Genomic DNA, 17321 nt, shown 5'->3' with positions numbered 1-17321 from the left:
TACGGGCCCCGGCGGGCAGTCCGCCGTCAGAGCTGGGCCTCCCACACCACCGTCGTCCCGCCGCCGTCCTCGGCCAGGCCCGGGCCGCACCAGCTCGCGCCGCCCAGTGACTCGGCCCGGCGCGCCAGGTTGCGCAGGCCGCTGCGCCGCCCGCCCGGCGGGATGCCGATGCCGTCGTCGGCGACCGAGAGGCGCACCCCGGCGGAGCCGTCGGGCAGGGTGACGCCGGCGTCGACGACCACCTCGATGCGGGTCGCCCCGGCGTGCCGGAAGGCGTTGGACAGCGCCTCGCGCAGCGCGGCGATCAGGTTCTTGCCGGTGAGGTCGCCGACCGTCGAGTCGATCGCGCCGAGGAAGCGGTGCGCGGGCTTGAAGCCGAGCGGCACGGCCGCCATGTTGATCTCCCGCAGGACGCGGGTGCGCAGCCCCGACGGGGCCTCGGCGGGGCCCTGCTGGAGCGCGAAGATCGCCGTCCGGATCTCCTGGATGGTGACGTCCAGCTCGTCCACGGCCTTGCCCACGCCGTCCTGGACGGCCGGCACGATCGACTTCCGCTGGGCGCTCTCCAGCATCATGCCGGTGGCGAAGAGGCGCTGGATCACCAGGTCGTGCAGGTCGCGGGCGATCCGGTCCCGGTCCTCGTAGACGGCGAGGCGCTCCCGGTCGCGCTGTGCCTCGGCCATCATCAGGGCGAGGGCCGCCTGAGAGGCGAACTGGGTGGCCAGCGTCCGCTCCGCCTCCGTGAACTGACGGGCGCCCCGCAGCCGGGGGGTGGCGAGCGCGCCGAGGACCCGGCCGCCGCTCTGCAGCGGAAGGATCATGCTCGGCCCGTACGTGCCCGTCAGCCGGGTGATCATGCGCGGGTCCGTCGAGGCGTCGGCGACGAAGACCGCCTCGCCCTCCAGGAGCTCCCGCACGACGGCGCTCTCGGGCGGGATCACCACGCCCAGCGCCTTCGTGGGCCGGGGCGAGGAGACGGCGACGATCTCCAGCCCGCCGTCCTCGGCGGGGAGCAGCACGATCCCGGCGTCGGCCTCGGCGAGCCTCCGGGCCTGCTCCGCGACGACCGTGAGCGCGTCGTCCGCGTCACCGCCGGAGAGCAGGGCGGTGGTGACGGCGACCGACCCGTCGATCCACCGCTCGCGCTGCCGGGCCGCCTCGTACAGCCGGGCGTTGCCGATGGCGATGCCGGCCTCGGTGGCGAGGACCCGGACCATGTGGACGTCGTAGTCGTTGAACTCGCCGCCGCCGTGCTTCTCGGCGAGGTACAGGTTCCCGAAGATCTCGCCCTGGACCCGGATGGGGACACCGAGGAAGGTCCGCATCGGCGGGTGCCCGGGCGGGAAGCCCGCCGCGCGCGGGTCGGTGGACAGATCGGCGAGGCGGATGGTCTCCGGGTCGCGGATCAGCGCGCCGAGCAGCCCCGCTCGACCGTCGGGGCGGCGGCCGATCCGACGGGCCGTCTCCTCGTCGACGCCGAAGGTGACGAAGTCGGAGAGGCCCTCGCCCTCGTCGTCGACGACACCGATCGCCGCGTAGCGGGCGTCGGCGAGCTCGGCGGCCGTCTCGCAGATCCGGTCGAGGGTGGAGTGGAGCTCCAGCCCGGTGCCGACCGAGCGCATCGCCTCCAGGAGCTGCGGCACACGCGCGGTGAGTTCCGTGGACAGCCCCTGGAGGCTGCGGGTGGCACGGGTGGCGGCTTCCAGGGGGTCCGAGGAGTCGGACGCGGCGGCGGTCATGGGCTTGAGCCTAGTAAGTCCTATTTGGCGAGAAAAGTCAGCTGGTCCCTCCCGGTGGCGCCGACGTCGCGAGCAGATCGGTCTCCCGCTCCTGTTCCAGCATCCGGCGCAGCGGGCCGTCCACCGACGCGAGCTCCGCGTACGGGCCGCGCTGCACCGTCCGGCCCTCGTCGAGGACCAGCACCTCGTCGACGGCGTCGAGTCCGTGCAGCCGGTGGGTGATGAGGACGGTGGTGCGGCCCTCGGTGGCCCGGAGCAGGTCGTCGGTGAGCGCGTCGCCGGTGGCGAGGTCCAGGTGCTCGGCGGGCTCGTCCAGGACGAGGACCGGGAAGTCGGCGAGCAGGGCCCGGGCGAGCGCGAGGCGCTGCCGCTGACCGCCGGAGAGCCGGGAGCCGTGCTCGCCGACGAGAGTGTCGAGCCCGGCGGGAAGGCCGTCGACCCAGTCGAGCAGCCGGGCCCTGCGCAGCGCCTCGCGGAGCTCCTCGTCGTCCGCCCCGACCTTGGCGAGCCGCAGGTTCTCGCGGACGGAGCTGTCGAAGAGGTGGGCGTCCTGGGCGCAGAGTCCGACGAACCGCCGGACCGCGTCGCCGTCGAGCTCCCAAGCGGGCACTCCGCCGAGCACGTACGTGCCGTGCTCCACGTCCAGGAACCGCAGCAGCACCTGGGCGAGCGTGGTCTTGCCCGAGCCGGAGGCGCCGACGACCGCGACGCGCCGGCCCGCCTCCAGGCCGAGGGAGAAGCCGTCGAGCGCGAGCCGCTCCTGGCCGGCGTGCCGGGCCGAGAGTCCGGCCAGCTCCAGCGGGAAGGGGCTCGCCGGGGGAGCGGCGGGCGTCCGCGGCTCCCGCACGGGGACGGGGGCGTCGAGCACTTCGAAGACCCGCTCGGCGCTGCGCCTGACGCGCTGCCGGTACTGGACGGCGAGCGGAAGTCCGGTGACGGCCTCGAACGCGGCGAGCGGGGTGAGGACGACCACCGCGAGGGCCACCCCGTCGAGCCGTCCGTCCCGCACGCCCTGGACGCCGACGAACGCGGCGGCCACGACGGTCAGTCCGCAGACCACGGCCGAGAGTCCGGCTCCGAGCGCGGTGGCGGCGGCCTGCCGGGAGGCGATGGAGGTGAGGGTCCGGTCGGCGTCCCGGACCCGCTCGGTCCTGCCCCGGAGCGCCCCGGCCACGGTCAGCTCGGCGCAGCCGCGCAGCAGATCGGCCACGGCGGTCGCGAGGGTGCCGCGCGCGGGGGCGAGCCGGCGCTCGGCCCTGCGGGCGAGAGCGCCGCCGGCCGCCGGGACGGCGACCCCCGCGACCAGCAGGCCCACGGCGAGCACGGCACCGGCCTCGGGCAGCAGCCAGGCCGTGAACCCGGCCGAGGCGACCCCCACGAGGAGCGCCGCGCCCACCGGGAGCAGCCAGCGCAGCCAGTAGTCCTGGAGCGCGTCGACGTCCTGGACGAGCCGGGCGAGGAGGTCGCCGCGCCGGGTGCGGCCCAGCCCGGCCGGAGCGATCCGCTCCAGGCGCCGGTAGACGGAGACCCGAAGGTCGGCGAGCATCCGCAGGACGGCGTCGTGGGAGACGAGCCGCTCGGCGTACCGGAAGACGGCCCGGCCGATGCCGAAGGCGCGCGTGGCGGTGACGGCCATCATCAGATAGAGCACGGGGGGCTGTTCGGAGGCCCGGGAGATGAGCCAGCCGGACACGGCCATCAGTCCGACGGCGGATCCGAGGGCGAGGCTTCCGAGCAGCAGCGCGAGCGCCATCCGGCCCTTGAGCTCCCCGGCCATGCTCCGGACCCGTGCGAGCGGGGCCGCCGGAACCGTGGGCGTCGGCTCGTCGGCCGCGGCGAGGAGACCGGGCGCGTCCTCCGGGGTGGCGGCGGGGCCCGGCCCGGCGGTCACCCCGTCGGTCTCCGCCGCACCCGTGCCCGCCGTGGCGCCGCCCAGCGCCACCACCCGGTCCGCGACGGCGAGCAGCGCCGGCCGGTGCACGACCAGGAGCACCGTCCGCCCGGCCGCGAGGCGGCGGACCGCCTCGACGATCCCCGCCTCCGTCTCGCCGTCGAGCGCCGCGGTCGGCTCGTCGAGGAGCAGCAGCGGACGGTCGGCCAGGAACGCCCGGGCGAGCGCGAGCCGTTGCCGCTGCCCCGCCGAGAGCCCCGCGCCGTCCTCGCCGAGCAGGGTGTCGAGCCCCTGCGGCAGCGCCGCCACGAACCCGTCCGCACCGGCGTCCCGCAGCGCGCTCCGTACCGCCTCGTCCGGAGCGTCCGGCCGGGCGAGCCGTACGTTCTCGGCGACCGTCCCCGCGAACAGGTACGGGCGCTGCGGCACCCAGGCGATCCGGGACCGCCACTCCTCCAGGTCGAGCGTCGCCAGGTCGGCTCCCCCGACCCGTACGCAACCGCCCTCGTCCGAGACCGCGAAGCCGAGGACGACGTCCAGCAGCGTCGACTTCCCGACCCCGCTCGGTCCGACCAGCGCCACCGTCTCGCCCGGCTCGACCGTCAGCGAGGCGGCGTCGAGCGAGGGCTCGGCGCGCCCCGCGTGCCGGACGGTCACGCCGTCGAGCTCCAGCCGCACCGACTCCGGAACGGCCGCGGTGCCACCGTCCCGTACCGGCTGCTCCAGGACCTCGAAGATCTCCTCCGCCGCCGCGAGCCCCTCCGCCGCCGCGTGGTACTGCGCCCCTACCTGCCGCAGCGGCAGGTAGGCCTCGGGGGCCAGGATCAGGATGACGAGACCGGTGTACAGGTCGAGCTCGCCGTGGACGAGCCGCATGCCGATGGTCACGGCGACGAGCGCGACCGACAGGGTCGCGAGGAGTTCCAGGGCGAAGGAGGAGATGAAGGCGATCCGCAGGGTGCGCATCGTCGCCTGGCGGTACTCCGAGGTGATCGCGCGGATCGACTCGGCCTGGGCCTTGGCCCGGCCGAAGATCTTGAGCGTGGGAAGCCCGGCCACGACGTCGAGGAAGTGACCGGAGAGCCGCGAGAGCAACTTCCACTGCCGGTCCATGCGGGCCTGGGTGTACCAGCCGATGAGGATCATGAAGACCGGGATGAGCGGCAGCGTGACGACGATGATCGCCGCCGAGACCCAGTCCTCCGTGACGATCCGGGCCAGCACCGCCACCGGCACGACCACCGCGAGGCCCAGCTGCGGCAGATAGCGGGCGAAGTAGTCGTCGAGGGCGTCCACGCCCCGGGTGGCGAGGGCGATCAGCGAGCCGGCCTTCTGACCGCTCAGCCACCCCGGCCCGAGGGCGGCCGCGCGGCCGAGGAGCCGGCCGCGCAGCTCGGACTTGACCGCCGCGCTCGCCCGGTGGGCGGCGAGTTCGGTCAGCCAGGAGACCAGCCCCCGCGCCACCGCGACTCCGGCGAGCAGCAGCAGGGGCGTGGTCAGGTCGGCGACCGCCTGGCTCTTCTGGAAGGCACCCACCACGATCTCGGCGATGAGCATCGCCTGGGCGATGACCAGCGCCGCTCCGACGAGGCCGAGGACGACCACCGCGGCCAGGAAGAGACGGGTGGCCCTCGCGTACCGGAGCAGGCGCGGATCGATCGGTTTCACGTGAAACATGCCCCTCTGAGGAGAGTCGGCTGCCGGTGCCGGCTAGTGGGCGTCGGCGATGTGCTGCGTGCCGATGCGCTTGCGGAACACCCAGTAGGTCCAGCTCTGGTAGAGCAGCACCAGCGGGGTCGCGATCGCCGCGCACCAGGTCATGATCTTGAGCGTGTACGGGGTCGACGACGCGTTCGTCACGGTGAGGCTCCACTCCGGATTGAGCGAAGAGGGCATGACGTTCGGGAAGAGCGCGAGGAAGAGCATCGCCACCGCCGCGACGATGGTGAGGCCCGACAGCGCGAACGACCAGCCCTCGCGCCCGGCCCCGATGGCCATGAGGGCGCCGACGAGCGCCACCACCGCGACCAGCATCGCCGCGAGGCTCCAGCCGTCACCCGTGTCGACCTGGGTCCAGACGAGGAAGCCCAGGGCGAGCACCGCCGTGACCAGACCCAGCTTGAGCGCGAGCGCGCGGGCCCGCGTCCGGATGTCCCCGACCGTCTTGAGCGAGGCGAAGACCGCGCCGTGGAAAGTGAAGAGGGTGAGCGTGACCAGGCCGCCGAGGAGCGCGTACGGGTTGAGCAGGTCCCAGAAGCTGCCGACGAACTCCATGTCCGCGTCGATCTTCACGCCCCGGACGATGTTGCCGAAGGCCACGCCCCAGAGGAACGCGGGGATCAGCGAGGTCCAGAAGATGGCCTGCTCCCAGTTGCGCTGCCAGTTCTCCTCGGGCCGCTTCACCCGGTACTCGAAGGCGACGCCCCGGATGATCAGGCAGACCAGGATGATCAGCAGCGGCAGGTAGAAGCCGGAGAAGAGCGTCGCGTACCACTCGGGGAACGCGGCGAAGGTCGCGCCTCCGGCGGTGAGCAGCCACACCTCGTTGCCGTCCCAGACGGGTCCGATGGTGTTGATGAGGACCCGCTTCTCGACCCGGTCCCGGGCGAGCAGCTTGGTCAGGACGCCGACCCCGAAGTCGAACCCTTCGAGGAAGAAGTAGCCGATCCAGAGGACGGCGATGAGTACGAACCAGACGTCGTGGAGTTCCATGCCTCGTTCTCCTGAGCCTCAGTACGAGAAGGCCATGGGGCGGTCGGGGTCACGAGAGTCCCCGCCGATCTTGGTGGGCGGGTTGAGGTCGTCCTCGGTGAGCTCCGGCGGGCCCGCCTTGACGTACTTGACGAGGAGCTTGACCTCGATCACGGCGAGGACGGCGTAGAGCGCGGTGAAGACGATCATCGAGGTGAGCACTTCGCCCGTGGTCGTGCCGGGGGAGACCGCGTCACGGGTGCGCAGCACGCCGTAGACGACCCAGGGCTGGCGGCCCATCTCGGTGAAGATCCAGCCCCAGGAGTTGGCGATCAGCGGGAACGCCATGGTCCAGAGGGCGACGATCCAGTACCACCTGCCCCAGCGCGGGCTGAGCGCCTTGCGCTTGAACAGGACCAGATTCGGCACCTCGTCCTCACCGGTCCGGAGCCCCGGTGCCAGCATGAACTTCTTCCGGGTCAGCCAGAGACCCAGCATGCCGATGCCCAGCGAGGCCATGCCGAAGCCGATCATCCAGCGGAAGCCCCAGTAGGCGACGGGGATGTTGGGACGGTAGTCGCCGGGGCCGAACTTCTCCTGCTCGGCCTTGTTCACGTCGTTGATGCCCGGGACGTAGGAGCTGAAGTCGTCGTTCGCGAGGAAGGACAGCAGGCCCGGGATCTCTATGGCGACCTTGTTGTGGCCCTTCTCGACGTCGCCGTAGGCGAAGACGGAGAAGGGTGCGGGGGCCTGGCCGTCCCAGAGCGCCTCGGCGGCGGCCATCTTCATCGGCTGCTGCTTGAACATGACCTTGCCGAGCAGGTCACCGCTGATGGCGGTGCCGAGGCCGGCGATGATCAGGGTGACCAGGCCCAGCCGCAGCGAGGTCCGCATGATCGGGATGTGCTTCTTGCGCGCCAGGTGGAACGCGGAGATGCCCACCATGAACGCTCCGCCGACCAGGAACGCCGCCGTGATCGTGTGGAAGAACTGGGTCAGCGCGGTGTTCTGGGTGAGCACCTGCCAGAAGTCGGTGAGCTCGGCCCGCCCGCGCTCCTCGTTGATCCGGTAGCCCACGGGGTGCTGCATCCAGGAGTTGGCCGCCAGGATGAAGTACGCGGAGAGGATCGTGCCGATCGACACCATCCAGATGCAGGCCAGGTGGATCTTCTTCGGCAGCTTGTCCCAGCCGAAGATCCACAGACCGATGAAGGTCGACTCGAAGAAGAAGGCGATGAGCGCCTCGAAGGCGAGCGGGGCCCCGAAGATGTCGCCGACGAACCGGGAGTAGTCAGACCAGTTCATACCGAACTGGAACTCCTGGACGATGCCGGTGACCACACCCATGGCGATGTTGATCAGGAAGAGCTTGCCCCAGAACTTCGTCGCCCTGAGGTACTTCTCCTTCTCCGTCCGCACCCAGGCGGTCTGGAGGCCTGCGGTGAGCGCGGCGAGGGAGATCGTCAGGGGGACGAACAGGAAGTGGTAGACGGTCGTGATGCCGAACTGCCAGCGCGCCAGAGTCTCTGGCGCCAGAGCGAGGTCCACTGCGTTTTCTCCTTACATCGCCGTGGTCACATCGGCAGTTTGCCCTGTTAATCCCACAAATTTCGGGAGGAACAGGACACGCTTGTGAACGCGTTCACATTCACAAGCATTATGGCTCATACGAAATCCGTACCGTCAACCGGGGGTCCCCCTAGCGAAGGCCAGCCCTTCCCAAGACCTTCAACATATTGTTGAATCCGGGGCATGACCCTTCGGATACGCATCATCTGGCCGGCCGGACACACCACGGCCACCCTGGAGGAGACCCCCACGAGCACGGCGCTCGCGGGAGCCCTCCCGATCTCCTCCACCGCCCGCACCTGGGGCGAGGAGGTCTACTTCGACACTCCGGTCTCCGTCCCCGTCGAGGACGGCGCGCGCCAGGTCGTGGAGCCCGGCACGGTGGCCTTCTGGACGGACGGCGACGCGCTCGCCCTCCCCTACGGCCCGACGCCGATCTCGCGCGGCGACGAGTGCCGGCTCGCGAGTCCCTGCAACCTGCTCGGCGCGCTCGACGGGGACCCGCGGATCCTGGCCGGCGTCAGGGACGGCGACCCGATCCGCGTGGAACGCGTCCAGGACTGACCGGCACCGGTCGATCGGACCTACCGGGTGATCACCTTCACCTGGCCGATCGGACCAGACCGAGCGATCCCCCTCACCCGGCCCGTCAGACCCGCCCGGCCGACCGCCTTTGTCCGCCCGACCGCCTTCGTCCGGCCGACCGCCCTCGTCCGCCCGATCGGCCCCGTCCGCCCGATCGGCGGCCCTCCGGTCAGGCCTTGCGGAAGCCCTCCGCCGCCTTCAGGAAGAGGTCGTTCGCCTCGGTCTCACCGATCGTGACGCGCACGCCCTCGCCCGCGAACGGCCGCACGGTCACGCCGTGCCGCTCGCACTCCGCCGCGAAGTCCATGGTCCGCTCGCCGAGCCGCAGCCAGACGAAGTTCGCCTGGGTGTCCGGCACGGTCCAGCCCTGGGCCACGAGCCCCGCATGGACCCGCTCGCGCTCCGCCACCAGCGAGCCGACCCGGCCGAGCAGTTCGTCCTCTGCCCGCAGCGAGGCCACCGCCGCGTCCTGCGCCAGCTGGCTCACGCCGAAGGGCACCGCCGTCTTGCGCAGCGCCGCGGCCACCGGCTCGTGGGCGACCGCGAAGCCGACCCGCAGACCCGCCAGGCCGTACGCCTTGGAGAAGGTGCGGAGCACGGCCACGTTCGGCCGGTCGCGGTAGAGCTCGATGCCGTCCGGGATCTCCGTGTCGCGGACGAACTCCCGGTACGCCTCGTCGAGCACGACCAGGACGTCGGAGGGCACCCGGTCCAGGAAGCGCTCCAGCTCCGCCCGGCGCACCGCGGTGCCCGTGGGGTTGTTGGGGTTGCAGACGAAGATCAGCCGGGTCCGGTCGGTGATCGCCTCCGCCATCGCGTCGAGGTCGTGCACCTCGCCCTCGGTCAGCGGCACCTGCACCGAGGTGGCCCCGCTGATCTGCGTGATGATCGGGTACGCCTCGAAGGAGCGCCAGGCGTAGACGACCTCGTCGCCCGGGCCCGAGGTGGCCTGGAGCAGCGACTGCGCGACTCCGACCGAGCCGGTGCCGGTGGCCACGTGCGAGACGGGCACGCCGAAGCGGTTCGCCAGCTCCTCGGTCAGGCCGGTGCAGGCCATGTCGGGGTAGCGGTTGAAGTGCGCGGCGGCGGCCAGCGTGGTCTCCATGACCCCGGGCAGCGGCGGGTAGGGGTTCTCGTTGGAGGACAGCTTGAAGGCCACGGGACCGCCCGAGGCGGCCGGCCTGCCCGGCTTGTAGGTGGGGACCCCGTCCAGCTCGGCGCGCAGCTTGGGGCTGCCGGTGCTCGTCCCGCTGGTCTCGCTCACAGTGTGGCCTCCTCGACCGTCCGTACCACCAATACTCCTCACCTTAAGAGGATTCGCCTCCGCTGCGAATGGGCTGTGGACAACAGGAGGGACACGCTGTGGACACGGCCCCGCTCCCGCCCCCGTCGAGGGGGAGCGCGCGCCCGGGTGGCGCGCGCCGGTGGCGGGCGCCGTAGCGCGCATCCCCCGTAGAGGTGAGTTGAGACCTCTTCGAGACCTCGCCACCTCGCCAGGCCTACGCCGCCCGACGGGCGTAGATCGCACGCGAAGAGCCCTAACTGCCTTTGATTCCCTGCCCCTTGGCCCATTTCGATCATGCAGAAACGTGCCTGTTAAGGCCTGCATATGCGGCCGTCCCGACCGCCCTCCATCGCCCTACTATCGGCTCGCCATGACAGCAGCAGGGAAGCACCAGGTGAGCCGGGCACAGACCCGGGGAAGCCGGCAGGGCCGGGCAGGCATCCGGGACGTGGCCGCCGCCGCCGGGGTCTCCATCACGACTGTCTCCGACGCGCTCAACGGCAAGGGCCGACTCCCGGACGCCACCCGCCGCCACGTCCGCGAGGTCGCCGACCGGCTGGGCTACCGCCCATCCGCGGCGGCCCGCACGCTCCGCACCGGCAAGTCGGGACTCATCGGCCTGACCGTGACCACGTACGGGGATGAACCTTTCACCTTCACCGAATTCGCGTACTTCGCGGAGATGGCCAGAGCAGCCACATCGGCGGCACTCGCCCGGGGCTACGCCCTGGTCATCCTCCCCGCCACCTCCCGCCATGACGTCTGGTCGAACGTCGCCCTCGACGGCACCGTCGTCATCGATCCCTCCGACCACGACCCCGTCGTGACCGAACTGGTCCGCCAGGGACTGCCCGTCGTCTCCGACGGACGCCCCGCCGGCACCCTCCCGGTCACCGCCTGGGTCGACAACGACCACGAAACCGCCGTCCTCGACCTGCTCGACCACCTCGCCGCCGCCGGCGCCCGCCGCATCGGCCTCCTCACCGGAACCACCACCGACACCTACACCCGCCTGTCCACCACCGCGTACCTCAACTGGTGCGAACGCGTCGGCCAGGACCCCGTCTACGAGGCCTACCCGGCGCACGACCCGTGCGCGGGCGCCGTCGCGGCCGACCGGCTGCTCGCCCGCCCCGACCGCCCCGACGCCGTCTACGGCCTCTTCGACCCCAACGGAACCGATCTCCTCGCCGCCGCCCGCCGCTACGGACTGCGCGTCCCCGACGACCTGCTCCTGGTCTGCTGCAGCGAATCCACCGTCTACGCCACCACCGAACCCCCGATCACCACGCTCTCGCTCAAGCCGCGCCGGATCGGCACCGCCGTCGTCCAGCTCCTCATCGACGCCATCGAGGGGATCGACGCCGACGGACCGGTGCAGCGGGTGATACCGACCGAACTGATCGTCCGCACCTCCTCGCAGCGGCGTTCACCGCGCACCACGGTCAGCCCGCCGCGCTCGCCCTCGAAGGACTGACCCCACGGGCGGCGGCGCACGAGCCGGCCGTCGCCCGAACCGCCGTCCGCGCCCCTGCCCGGGGGCGGGGACGGGGAAACCGGACACCGCACCGGCCCCAACCCTGGACCGGACCTTCTCAATTCGGGCGAAACAACCGATGAACCCGGAGTGGACCCGGATTCACCACCCCTGGTGCGTCACAGAGAGGGACGCTCATTCCTATGATGGGCGGACGACATCGCGGACCGCCCCGACCAGGCCGGTCCGCGATGTGCAGGGCATCGCGACGGTGGTGGAGGGGTCGATGACTCAGGGGGCCGGTCAGGAGCCCGTGGTACGCACGGCGACATTGCGTGACTTCCGCGTACCGCCGTACGCCCGCGTGCCCGTACAGGGTCATGCCGCCCAGGCGCCCGCCGCCGGGGAGACACCCTCGGCTCCGGCCGTCGAGCGCCTCCCCGCCGAGCATCCGGCGCCCGCCGGACGGCAGGCCACGGCCGAGCACCCCGTCGCCGAACACCCGGTGTCCGCCACGCGCCTGCCCACGGTCGCGCCCTCGCCGGTCGAGGCCGTCCGGGTGCCGAGCCCGCCGGCCGAGCCCCTCCCACCCGCGTCGGCACCGGCCCCGGCACCGCAGGCCCCCGCGTCCGCCCCGGCACCGCAGCCCGCCGCCGCCGCGCCGCAGGCCACCGCGCCCATGCCCGCCGATCCGACCCTCCACCTGGGTCAGCGCCTCGCCCCGGCGTTCGCCGCCCCGGCCGGCTCCTCGATCGTCTCCGTCGCCACCGGCCACCCCGGGAACGCCTTCCCCGAGGGCGAGGCTCCCGAGGGGTACACCCCGACCGAGCGCGACCTCCCGGTCATCAACCGCGGCGACACCGTCCAGGTCCCGGTCGCCCCCGAGCAGGCTCCCGCGCCCGAGCCCGCGAACGGCGACGGACCCGGCCCGCTCTACGTGGTCGGCGATGTCCACGGATACCTCGACGAGCTCATCGCCGCCCTGCGCGCCCAGGGCCTCATCGACGAGAACGGCGGCTGGGCCGCGGGCAACGCCCGGCTCTGGTTCCTCGGCGACTTCACCGACCGCGGCCCCGACGGCATCGGCGTCATCGACCTCGTCATGCGGCTCTCCGCCGAGGCCGCGGCCGCCGGCGGCTACTGCAAGGCCCTCATGGGCAACCACGAGCTGCTGCTCATCGGCGCCAAGCGCTTCGGCGACACGCCCGTCAACTCCGGCGCGGGCACCGCCACCTTCCAGGCCGCCTGGCTGCTCAACGGCGGCCAGAAGCACGACATGGACCGGCTCCAGGACGTCCACCTCCAGTGGATGTCCCGGCTGGACGCCGTCGTGCGCGAGGACGACCACCTCCTGGTGCACTCCGACACCACCGCGTACCTCGAATACGGCGAGACCATCGAGGACGTCAACGACACGGTCCACGAGATCCTCAACCGGAACGACGCCGACGAGGTCTGGGACGTCTTCCGGAAGTTCACGAAGCGCTTCGCGTTCCGCGACGACGGCGGCCCGCAGGCCGTCGAGGAACTGCTCTCGACCTACGGCGGCCGCCGGATCGTGCACGGCCACAGCCCCATCCCGTACCTCCTCGGCCAGGTCGGCACGGAGGACGGCGAGGACAGCGCGGGCCCGGTCGTCGACGGTCCGCACGTGTACGCCGACGGTCTGGCGATCGCGATGGACGGCGGAGTGACCATGGCCGGAAAGCTACTGGTCGTCCAACTCCCGCTGAACGACTGACCTATCACCCTGCGCATCCGGGAAGAGCGATTTCGGGAAACACCCTGTCAGGTCGTGGTGTCACCGCAATACCATCGGGTCATCCGTAGCAGGCTCTCCTCCGTTTCTGCCCAACCGACCGTTTCCCACGGCTGATCCGGGCCTACGGAGCATCGGGGGATGCACATGAACGTGGCTCCGCACCTGCTGACCGAGGATCGCGCCGAGTACGAGCGGGTCCTCGACGACGCACTGAGCACCGCCCACGCACGTCCGGAACTCGCCGGCGTCGGCACGCGGCTCACGGTCGCGCAGCTGCGCGCCATGACCCTGAACGCGACCGCGCTCATCACCTCCGCCGCGGCGAGCGAGTACGACCACTTCGTGAAGGTCCGCGAGCAGAGCCGGGCGCCCGCCGCGCCGCGCACCTCCCTGACGGACCCCGGGGCGGGCACCGACCCGGGGGCCGGGGTCATCGCGATCGTCACCGTGATGGTGCCCGTCCTCGCGGGCACCGCCGCGGTCGTCCTCCTGCTGGTCGGGGCGGTGCTGCACGCGGTCGCGCCCACGCTGGTGTTCGGCACGACCCTGCTGACGGCCGGCCTGGTCTTCGCCGCCCTCGCCGCCGCGGGACTGCTCAGCGCGGGAGCCGGCCTGCTCCTGACCGCCCTGCGCAACAGGCCGGCCGCGGCGGACGGGACCGCCACGGCCGACGACGAGCTCTCCCGCGCCCGGGAGGCCTGGCGCCGCGCCCTCCTGGAGCGCGGCATCCTCCCCTTCCTCCGGGACGCCCTCGCCGCGACCGGCCCACCGGACGCGACGAAACCCTGAGGGACGAGGGCTGCGGGCTGCGAGCTGAGGGCTGCGGGCTGAGGGCTGCGGGCTGCGGGCTGCGGGCGCTACTCGGCCAGCGGCAGGTAGACGCGGTTGCCGCTCGCCGCGAACTCCTTCGACTTCTCCGCCATGCCCGCCTCGATCTCCTGCTGCGTCCCGCCGTGCTCGCGGCGGATGTCCTGGGAGATCTTCATCGAGCAGAACTTCGGACCGCACATCGAGCAGAAGTGCGCGGTCTTCGCGGGCTCGGCGGGCAGCGTCTCGTCGTGGAACTCGCGCGCCGTGACCGGGTCGAGGGCCAGGTTGAACTGGTCCTCCCAGCGGAACTCGAACCGCGCGTCGGAGAGCGCGTCGTCCCACTCCTGCGCGCCCGGGTGCCCCTTGGCGAGGTCCGCCGCGTGCGCCGCGATCTTGTACGTGATGACGCCCGTCTTCACGTCGTCCTTGTTCGGCAGGCCCAGGTGCTCCTTGGGCGTGACGTAGCAGAGCATCGCCGTGCCCCACCAGGCGATCATGGCCGCGCCGATGCCGGAGGTGATGTGGTCGTACGCCGGCGCGACGTCCGTGGTCAGCGGGCCGAGCGTGTAGAACGGCGCCTCCTCGCAGATCTCCTGCTGGAGGTCGATGTTCTCCTTGATCTTGTGCATCGGGACGTGCCCCGGGCCCTCGATCATCGTCTGCACGTTGTGCCGCTTGGCGATCGTGTTGAGCTCGCCGAGGGTGCGCAGCTCCGCGAACTGCGCCTCGTCGTTGGCGTCCGCGATCGAGCCGGGGCGCAGTCCGTCGCCGAGCGAGTACGTGACGTCGTACGCCGCCAGGATCTCGCAGAGCTCCTCGAAGTTCGTGTAGAGGAAGTTCTCCTTGTGGTGCGCCAGACACCAGGCGGCCATGATCGAGCCGCCGCGCGAGACGATGCCGGTCTTGCGGCGCGCGGTGAGCGGCACGTACGGCAGGAGCACGCCGGCGTGCACCGTCATGTAGTCCACGCCCTGCTCGGCCTGCTCGATGACCGTGTCCTTGTAGATCTCCCAGGTCAGGTCCTCGGCCCGGCCGTCGACCTTCTCCAGCGCCTGGTAGAGCGGCACGGTGCCGATCGGGACGGGGGAGTTGCGCAGCACCCACTCACGGGTGGTGTGGATGTTGCGGCCGGTGGAGAGGTCCATGACCGTGTCGGCGCCCCACTTGGTCGCCCAGGTCATCTTCTCCACCTCCTCCTCGATGGAGGAGGTGACGGCGGAGTTGCCGATGTTGGCGTTGACCTTCACCAGGAACCGCTTGCCGATGATCATCGGCTCGATCTCCGGGTGGTTCACGTTCGCCGGCAGCACCGCGCGGCCCGCGGCGATCTCCTCCCGCACGACCTCGGGGGAGACGTTCTCCCGGATCGCGACGTACTCCATCTCCGGGGTGATCTCGCCCCGGCGGGCGTACGCGAGCTGGGTCACGGCCTCGCCGGCGCGGCCTCGGCGCGGCAGGCGGGGGCGGCCGGGGAAGACGGCGTCGAGGTTCTTCAGCCCACCCCCGCGCGGCGAGGTGTGCTTGATGCCGTCGTCCTCGGGGCGGGCCGGGCGGCCCGCGTACTCCTCGGTGTCGCCGCGCGCGATGATCCAGTTCTCGCGCAGCGGCGGAAGGCCCCGCCGGACGTCGGTGTCGAGGGCGGGGTCGGTGTACGGGCCGGACGTGTCGTAGAGCGTGACGTCCTTGCCGTTGGTGAGGTGCACCTGACGGACGGGCACCCGGAGGTCGGGGCGCGAACCCTGGACGTACCCCTTGTGCCAGCCCGGCGTGCGCTCCTGCCCGTCGGGCTGGTTCTGGTCGGAGGCAGGCGTGCGTGCATCCTGAATGGTCATGAGACCGATCTCCCTACGCCGGCATTACCCGGTAACAGGTTCGGCGGTCGGCGCAGCCTCCTCCCGTACGTGCGTACGGTGATCAGCGCCCTCTCAGCCCGGTGCTCCGAGCTCCCGCGTGTGCAAAGGTGTCACCACGCTAGCGCCCTCACGGGCGTGCTGAACAGTGGGCCCCCGCCGTTCTTGCGATGATCGGTCGGTGACTTCCCCCCAGCAGACCCCCGAGCCGCACGGCCACGCCCACGGTCCCGGACACGAATCCGGCCCCTCGCACGGGCACGGAGGCGGGGCGCACAGCCACGGCCACAGCCATGGCCACGGGCCCGCCGCCCCGGTCTCACGGCATCTGCGCAAGGTCATCGCCGCCGTCCTGATCCCCTTCGCCACCGCCGTCGTGGTCGGCCTCGTGGTCCTGTGGCCCGGCGGCACTCCGGCGCACGAACGCACCGGCGTCGGCTTCGACCGGCAGACCCAGCAGGGCGAGGTCGTCTCCGTCGAGCACGTCGACTGCAAGGACGTGAACGCCGCGCAGGTCCCGCCGACCGGCGACACCTCCACTCCGGAGGGGCGCGAGGCGGTCAACGCCCAGCGGGGGCAGTGCGCGAAGGCGACCGTCGAGGTCACCACCGGACCGGACCAGGGCCGGAAGTTCGTCGAGGTCGTGCAGCCGGACGCGCCGCGCCAACTGCACCAGGGCCAGGGGGTGGTGGTGGCGTACGCCCCCGACGCCCCGCGCGACCTGCAGTATTCGGTGACCGACGTGAACCGGAAGATCCCGCTGGCGGTGCTCGCCGGGATCTTCGCCCTGGTCGTCGTGCTCGTCGGCCGCATGCGGGGCGTGATGGCGCTCATCGCGCTCGGGGCGAGCTTCCTGGTGCTGACGCTCTTCATCCTGCCGGCGATCCTGGAGGGATCGAACCCGCTGGTCGTCGCGGTGGTCGGGTCGAGCGCGATCATGCTGATCGCGCTCTACATGTGTCACGGGCTCTCGGCCCGCACCTCGGTCGCGGTGCTCGGCACGCTGATCTCGCTGATGCTGATCGGGCTGCTCGGCTCGGTGTTCATCGACTGGGCGTCGCTCAGCGGCAACACCGACGACAACACCGGCCTGATCCACGGCCTGTACCCGGAGATCGACATGTCCGGCCTGCTGCTGGCCGGGATCATCATCGGTTCGCTCGGTGTGCTCGACGACGTCACCGTCACCCAGACGTCGGCCGTCTGGGAGCTGCACCAGGCCGACCCGGGCATGGGGCCGCGCGGCCTGTACCGGGCCGCCATCCGGATCGGCCGCGACCACATCGCCTCGGTCGTGAACACCCTGGTCCTGGCCTACGCGGGCGCCGCGCTGCCGCTGCTGCTGCTCTTCTCCATCGCCCAGAGCAGCATGGGGACCGTGGCCAACAGCGAGCTGGTCGCCGAGGAGATCGTCCGGACGCTGGTCGGTTCGATCGGTCTGGTGGCGTCCGTGCCGGTCACCACGGCGCTCGCGGCCCTGGTGGTGTCCGCCGACCGCCCGGCGTCCGGGGGTGGGAAGCCCGCGCCGGTACGGGGAGGGCGGCGGCGACGCGCGAAGTGAGACGTGCGCGCCGAAGGGGCGGGCCGGCCCGGCTCGGGGGGAAGGGTCCGGCCCGAACGGGCCCGCGGGGCGCGGGACGGATCGGGTGAGGTGCTCGGTCA

11 protein-coding genes and 1 riboswitch are annotated in these 17321 nt (G+C 71.9%); of the genes, 5 read left to right on the top strand and 6 right to left on the bottom strand.

Annotated elements, in window-relative coordinates; genetic code table 11:
- Positions 1–26 precede the first annotated feature (26 nt).
- Genes ACFYXU_RS30680 through ACFYXU_RS30665 form a run of 4 tightly spaced genes read right to left on the bottom strand, consistent with a single transcriptional unit; the run spans position 27 to position 7869 of the window.
- Positions 27–1739, bottom strand: coding sequence for a GAF domain-containing sensor histidine kinase (locus tag ACFYXU_RS30680; protein WP_389460942.1), 1713 nt, complete (start codon positions 1737–1739; stop codon positions 27–29).
- Positions 1740–1776: 37 nt separating this feature from the next.
- On the bottom strand, positions 1777–5298 hold the full coding sequence (cydD, locus tag ACFYXU_RS30675) for a thiol reductant ABC exporter subunit CydD (RefSeq protein ID WP_389460940.1): 3522 nt from the start codon (positions 5296–5298) through the stop codon (positions 1777–1779).
- 42 nt (positions 5299–5340) lie between these two features.
- The gene (cydB, locus tag ACFYXU_RS30670) at positions 5341–6342 is read right to left on the bottom strand and encodes a cytochrome d ubiquinol oxidase subunit II (RefSeq protein WP_389460938.1); all 1002 of its coding nucleotides are present in this window, start codon (positions 6340–6342) and stop codon (positions 5341–5343) included.
- A gap of 18 nt (positions 6343–6360) precedes the next feature.
- A complete protein-coding gene (locus ACFYXU_RS30665; protein ID WP_329856066.1) occupies positions 6361–7869 on the bottom strand; it encodes a cytochrome ubiquinol oxidase subunit I in 1509 nt (502 codons plus the stop codon).
- 204 nt (positions 7870–8073) lie between these two features.
- On the opposite strand from ACFYXU_RS30665, the gene ACFYXU_RS30660 reads away from it, so the two are divergent.
- Positions 8074–8454 carry a cyclophilin-like fold protein gene (locus ACFYXU_RS30660; RefSeq protein WP_329856065.1) on the top strand — a complete coding sequence of 127 codons (381 nt, stop codon included), beginning with the start codon at positions 8074–8076 and terminating at the stop codon, positions 8452–8454.
- 190 nt (positions 8455–8644) lie between these two features.
- Here the strand turns inward: ACFYXU_RS30660 and hisC are convergent, their stop codons facing one another.
- Complete coding sequence (hisC, locus tag ACFYXU_RS30655) at positions 8645–9739, bottom strand: histidinol-phosphate transaminase (protein WP_376507530.1); 1095 nt, start codon at positions 9737–9739, stop codon at positions 8645–8647.
- Positions 9740–10130: 391 nt separating this feature from the next.
- Here hisC and ACFYXU_RS30650 point away from each other — a divergent pair, with 391 nt between their 5' ends.
- From ACFYXU_RS30650 to ACFYXU_RS30640, 3 genes are all read left to right on the top strand, one after another.
- Positions 10131–11237, top strand: a complete 1107-nt coding sequence (locus tag ACFYXU_RS30650; protein ID WP_389460936.1) for a LacI family DNA-binding transcriptional regulator — start codon at positions 10131–10133, stop codon at positions 11235–11237.
- Between the two features lie 286 nt (positions 11238–11523).
- Complete coding sequence (locus ACFYXU_RS30645) at positions 11524–12978, top strand: metallophosphoesterase (RefSeq protein ID WP_389460934.1); 1455 nt, start codon at positions 11524–11526, stop codon at positions 12976–12978.
- 159 nt (positions 12979–13137) lie between these two features.
- Complete coding sequence (locus ACFYXU_RS30640; protein WP_389407841.1) at positions 13138–13788, top strand: hypothetical protein; 651 nt, start codon at positions 13138–13140, stop codon at positions 13786–13788.
- Between the two features lie 68 nt (positions 13789–13856).
- Here ACFYXU_RS30640 and thiC read toward each other — a convergent pair whose 3' ends face one another.
- Entirely contained in the window at positions 13857–15641 is a 1785-nt protein-coding gene (thiC, locus tag ACFYXU_RS30635; RefSeq protein WP_376507527.1) for a phosphomethylpyrimidine synthase ThiC, read from the bottom strand.
- Positions 15635–15769, bottom strand: a riboswitch (TPP riboswitch). (Overlaps the previous gene by 7 nt.)
- 71 nt (positions 15770–15840) lie before the next feature.
- Here thiC and ACFYXU_RS30630 point away from each other — a divergent pair.
- Complete coding sequence (locus tag ACFYXU_RS30630; RefSeq protein WP_389460932.1) at positions 15841–17220, top strand: YibE/F family protein; 1380 nt, start codon at positions 15841–15843, stop codon at positions 17218–17220.
- The last annotated feature ends 101 nt before the right edge of the window (positions 17221–17321 follow it).

It is taken from the genome of Streptomyces sp. NPDC002232, assembly GCF_042890295.1.
Lineage (GTDB): Bacteria > Actinomycetota > Actinomycetes > Streptomycetales > Streptomycetaceae > Streptomyces.
The sequence above is the reverse complement of the archived record's forward strand: the minus strand, read 5'-3'. Positions and strand labels throughout refer to the sequence as shown.

Coding starts and splice junctions, on each gene's coding strand:
- ACFYXU_RS30680 (WP_389460942.1), bottom strand. CDS start 1,739: ATGACCGCCGCCGCGTCCGACTCCTCGGACCCCCTGGAAGCCGCCACC.
- cydB (WP_389460938.1), bottom strand. CDS start 6,342: ATGGAACTCCACGACGTCTGGTTCGTACTCATCGCCGTCCTCTGGATC.
- ACFYXU_RS30660 (WP_329856065.1), top strand. CDS start 8,074: ATGACCCTTCGGATACGCATCATCTGGCCGGCCGGACACACCACGGCC.
- ACFYXU_RS30650 (WP_389460936.1), top strand. CDS start 10,131: ATGACAGCAGCAGGGAAGCACCAGGTGAGCCGGGCACAGACCCGGGGA.
- ACFYXU_RS30645 (WP_389460934.1), top strand. CDS start 11,524: ATGACTCAGGGGGCCGGTCAGGAGCCCGTGGTACGCACGGCGACATTG.
- ACFYXU_RS30640 (WP_389407841.1), top strand. CDS start 13,138: ATGCACATGAACGTGGCTCCGCACCTGCTGACCGAGGATCGCGCCGAG.
- thiC (WP_376507527.1), bottom strand. CDS start 15,641: ATGACCATTCAGGATGCACGCACGCCTGCCTCCGACCAGAACCAGCCC.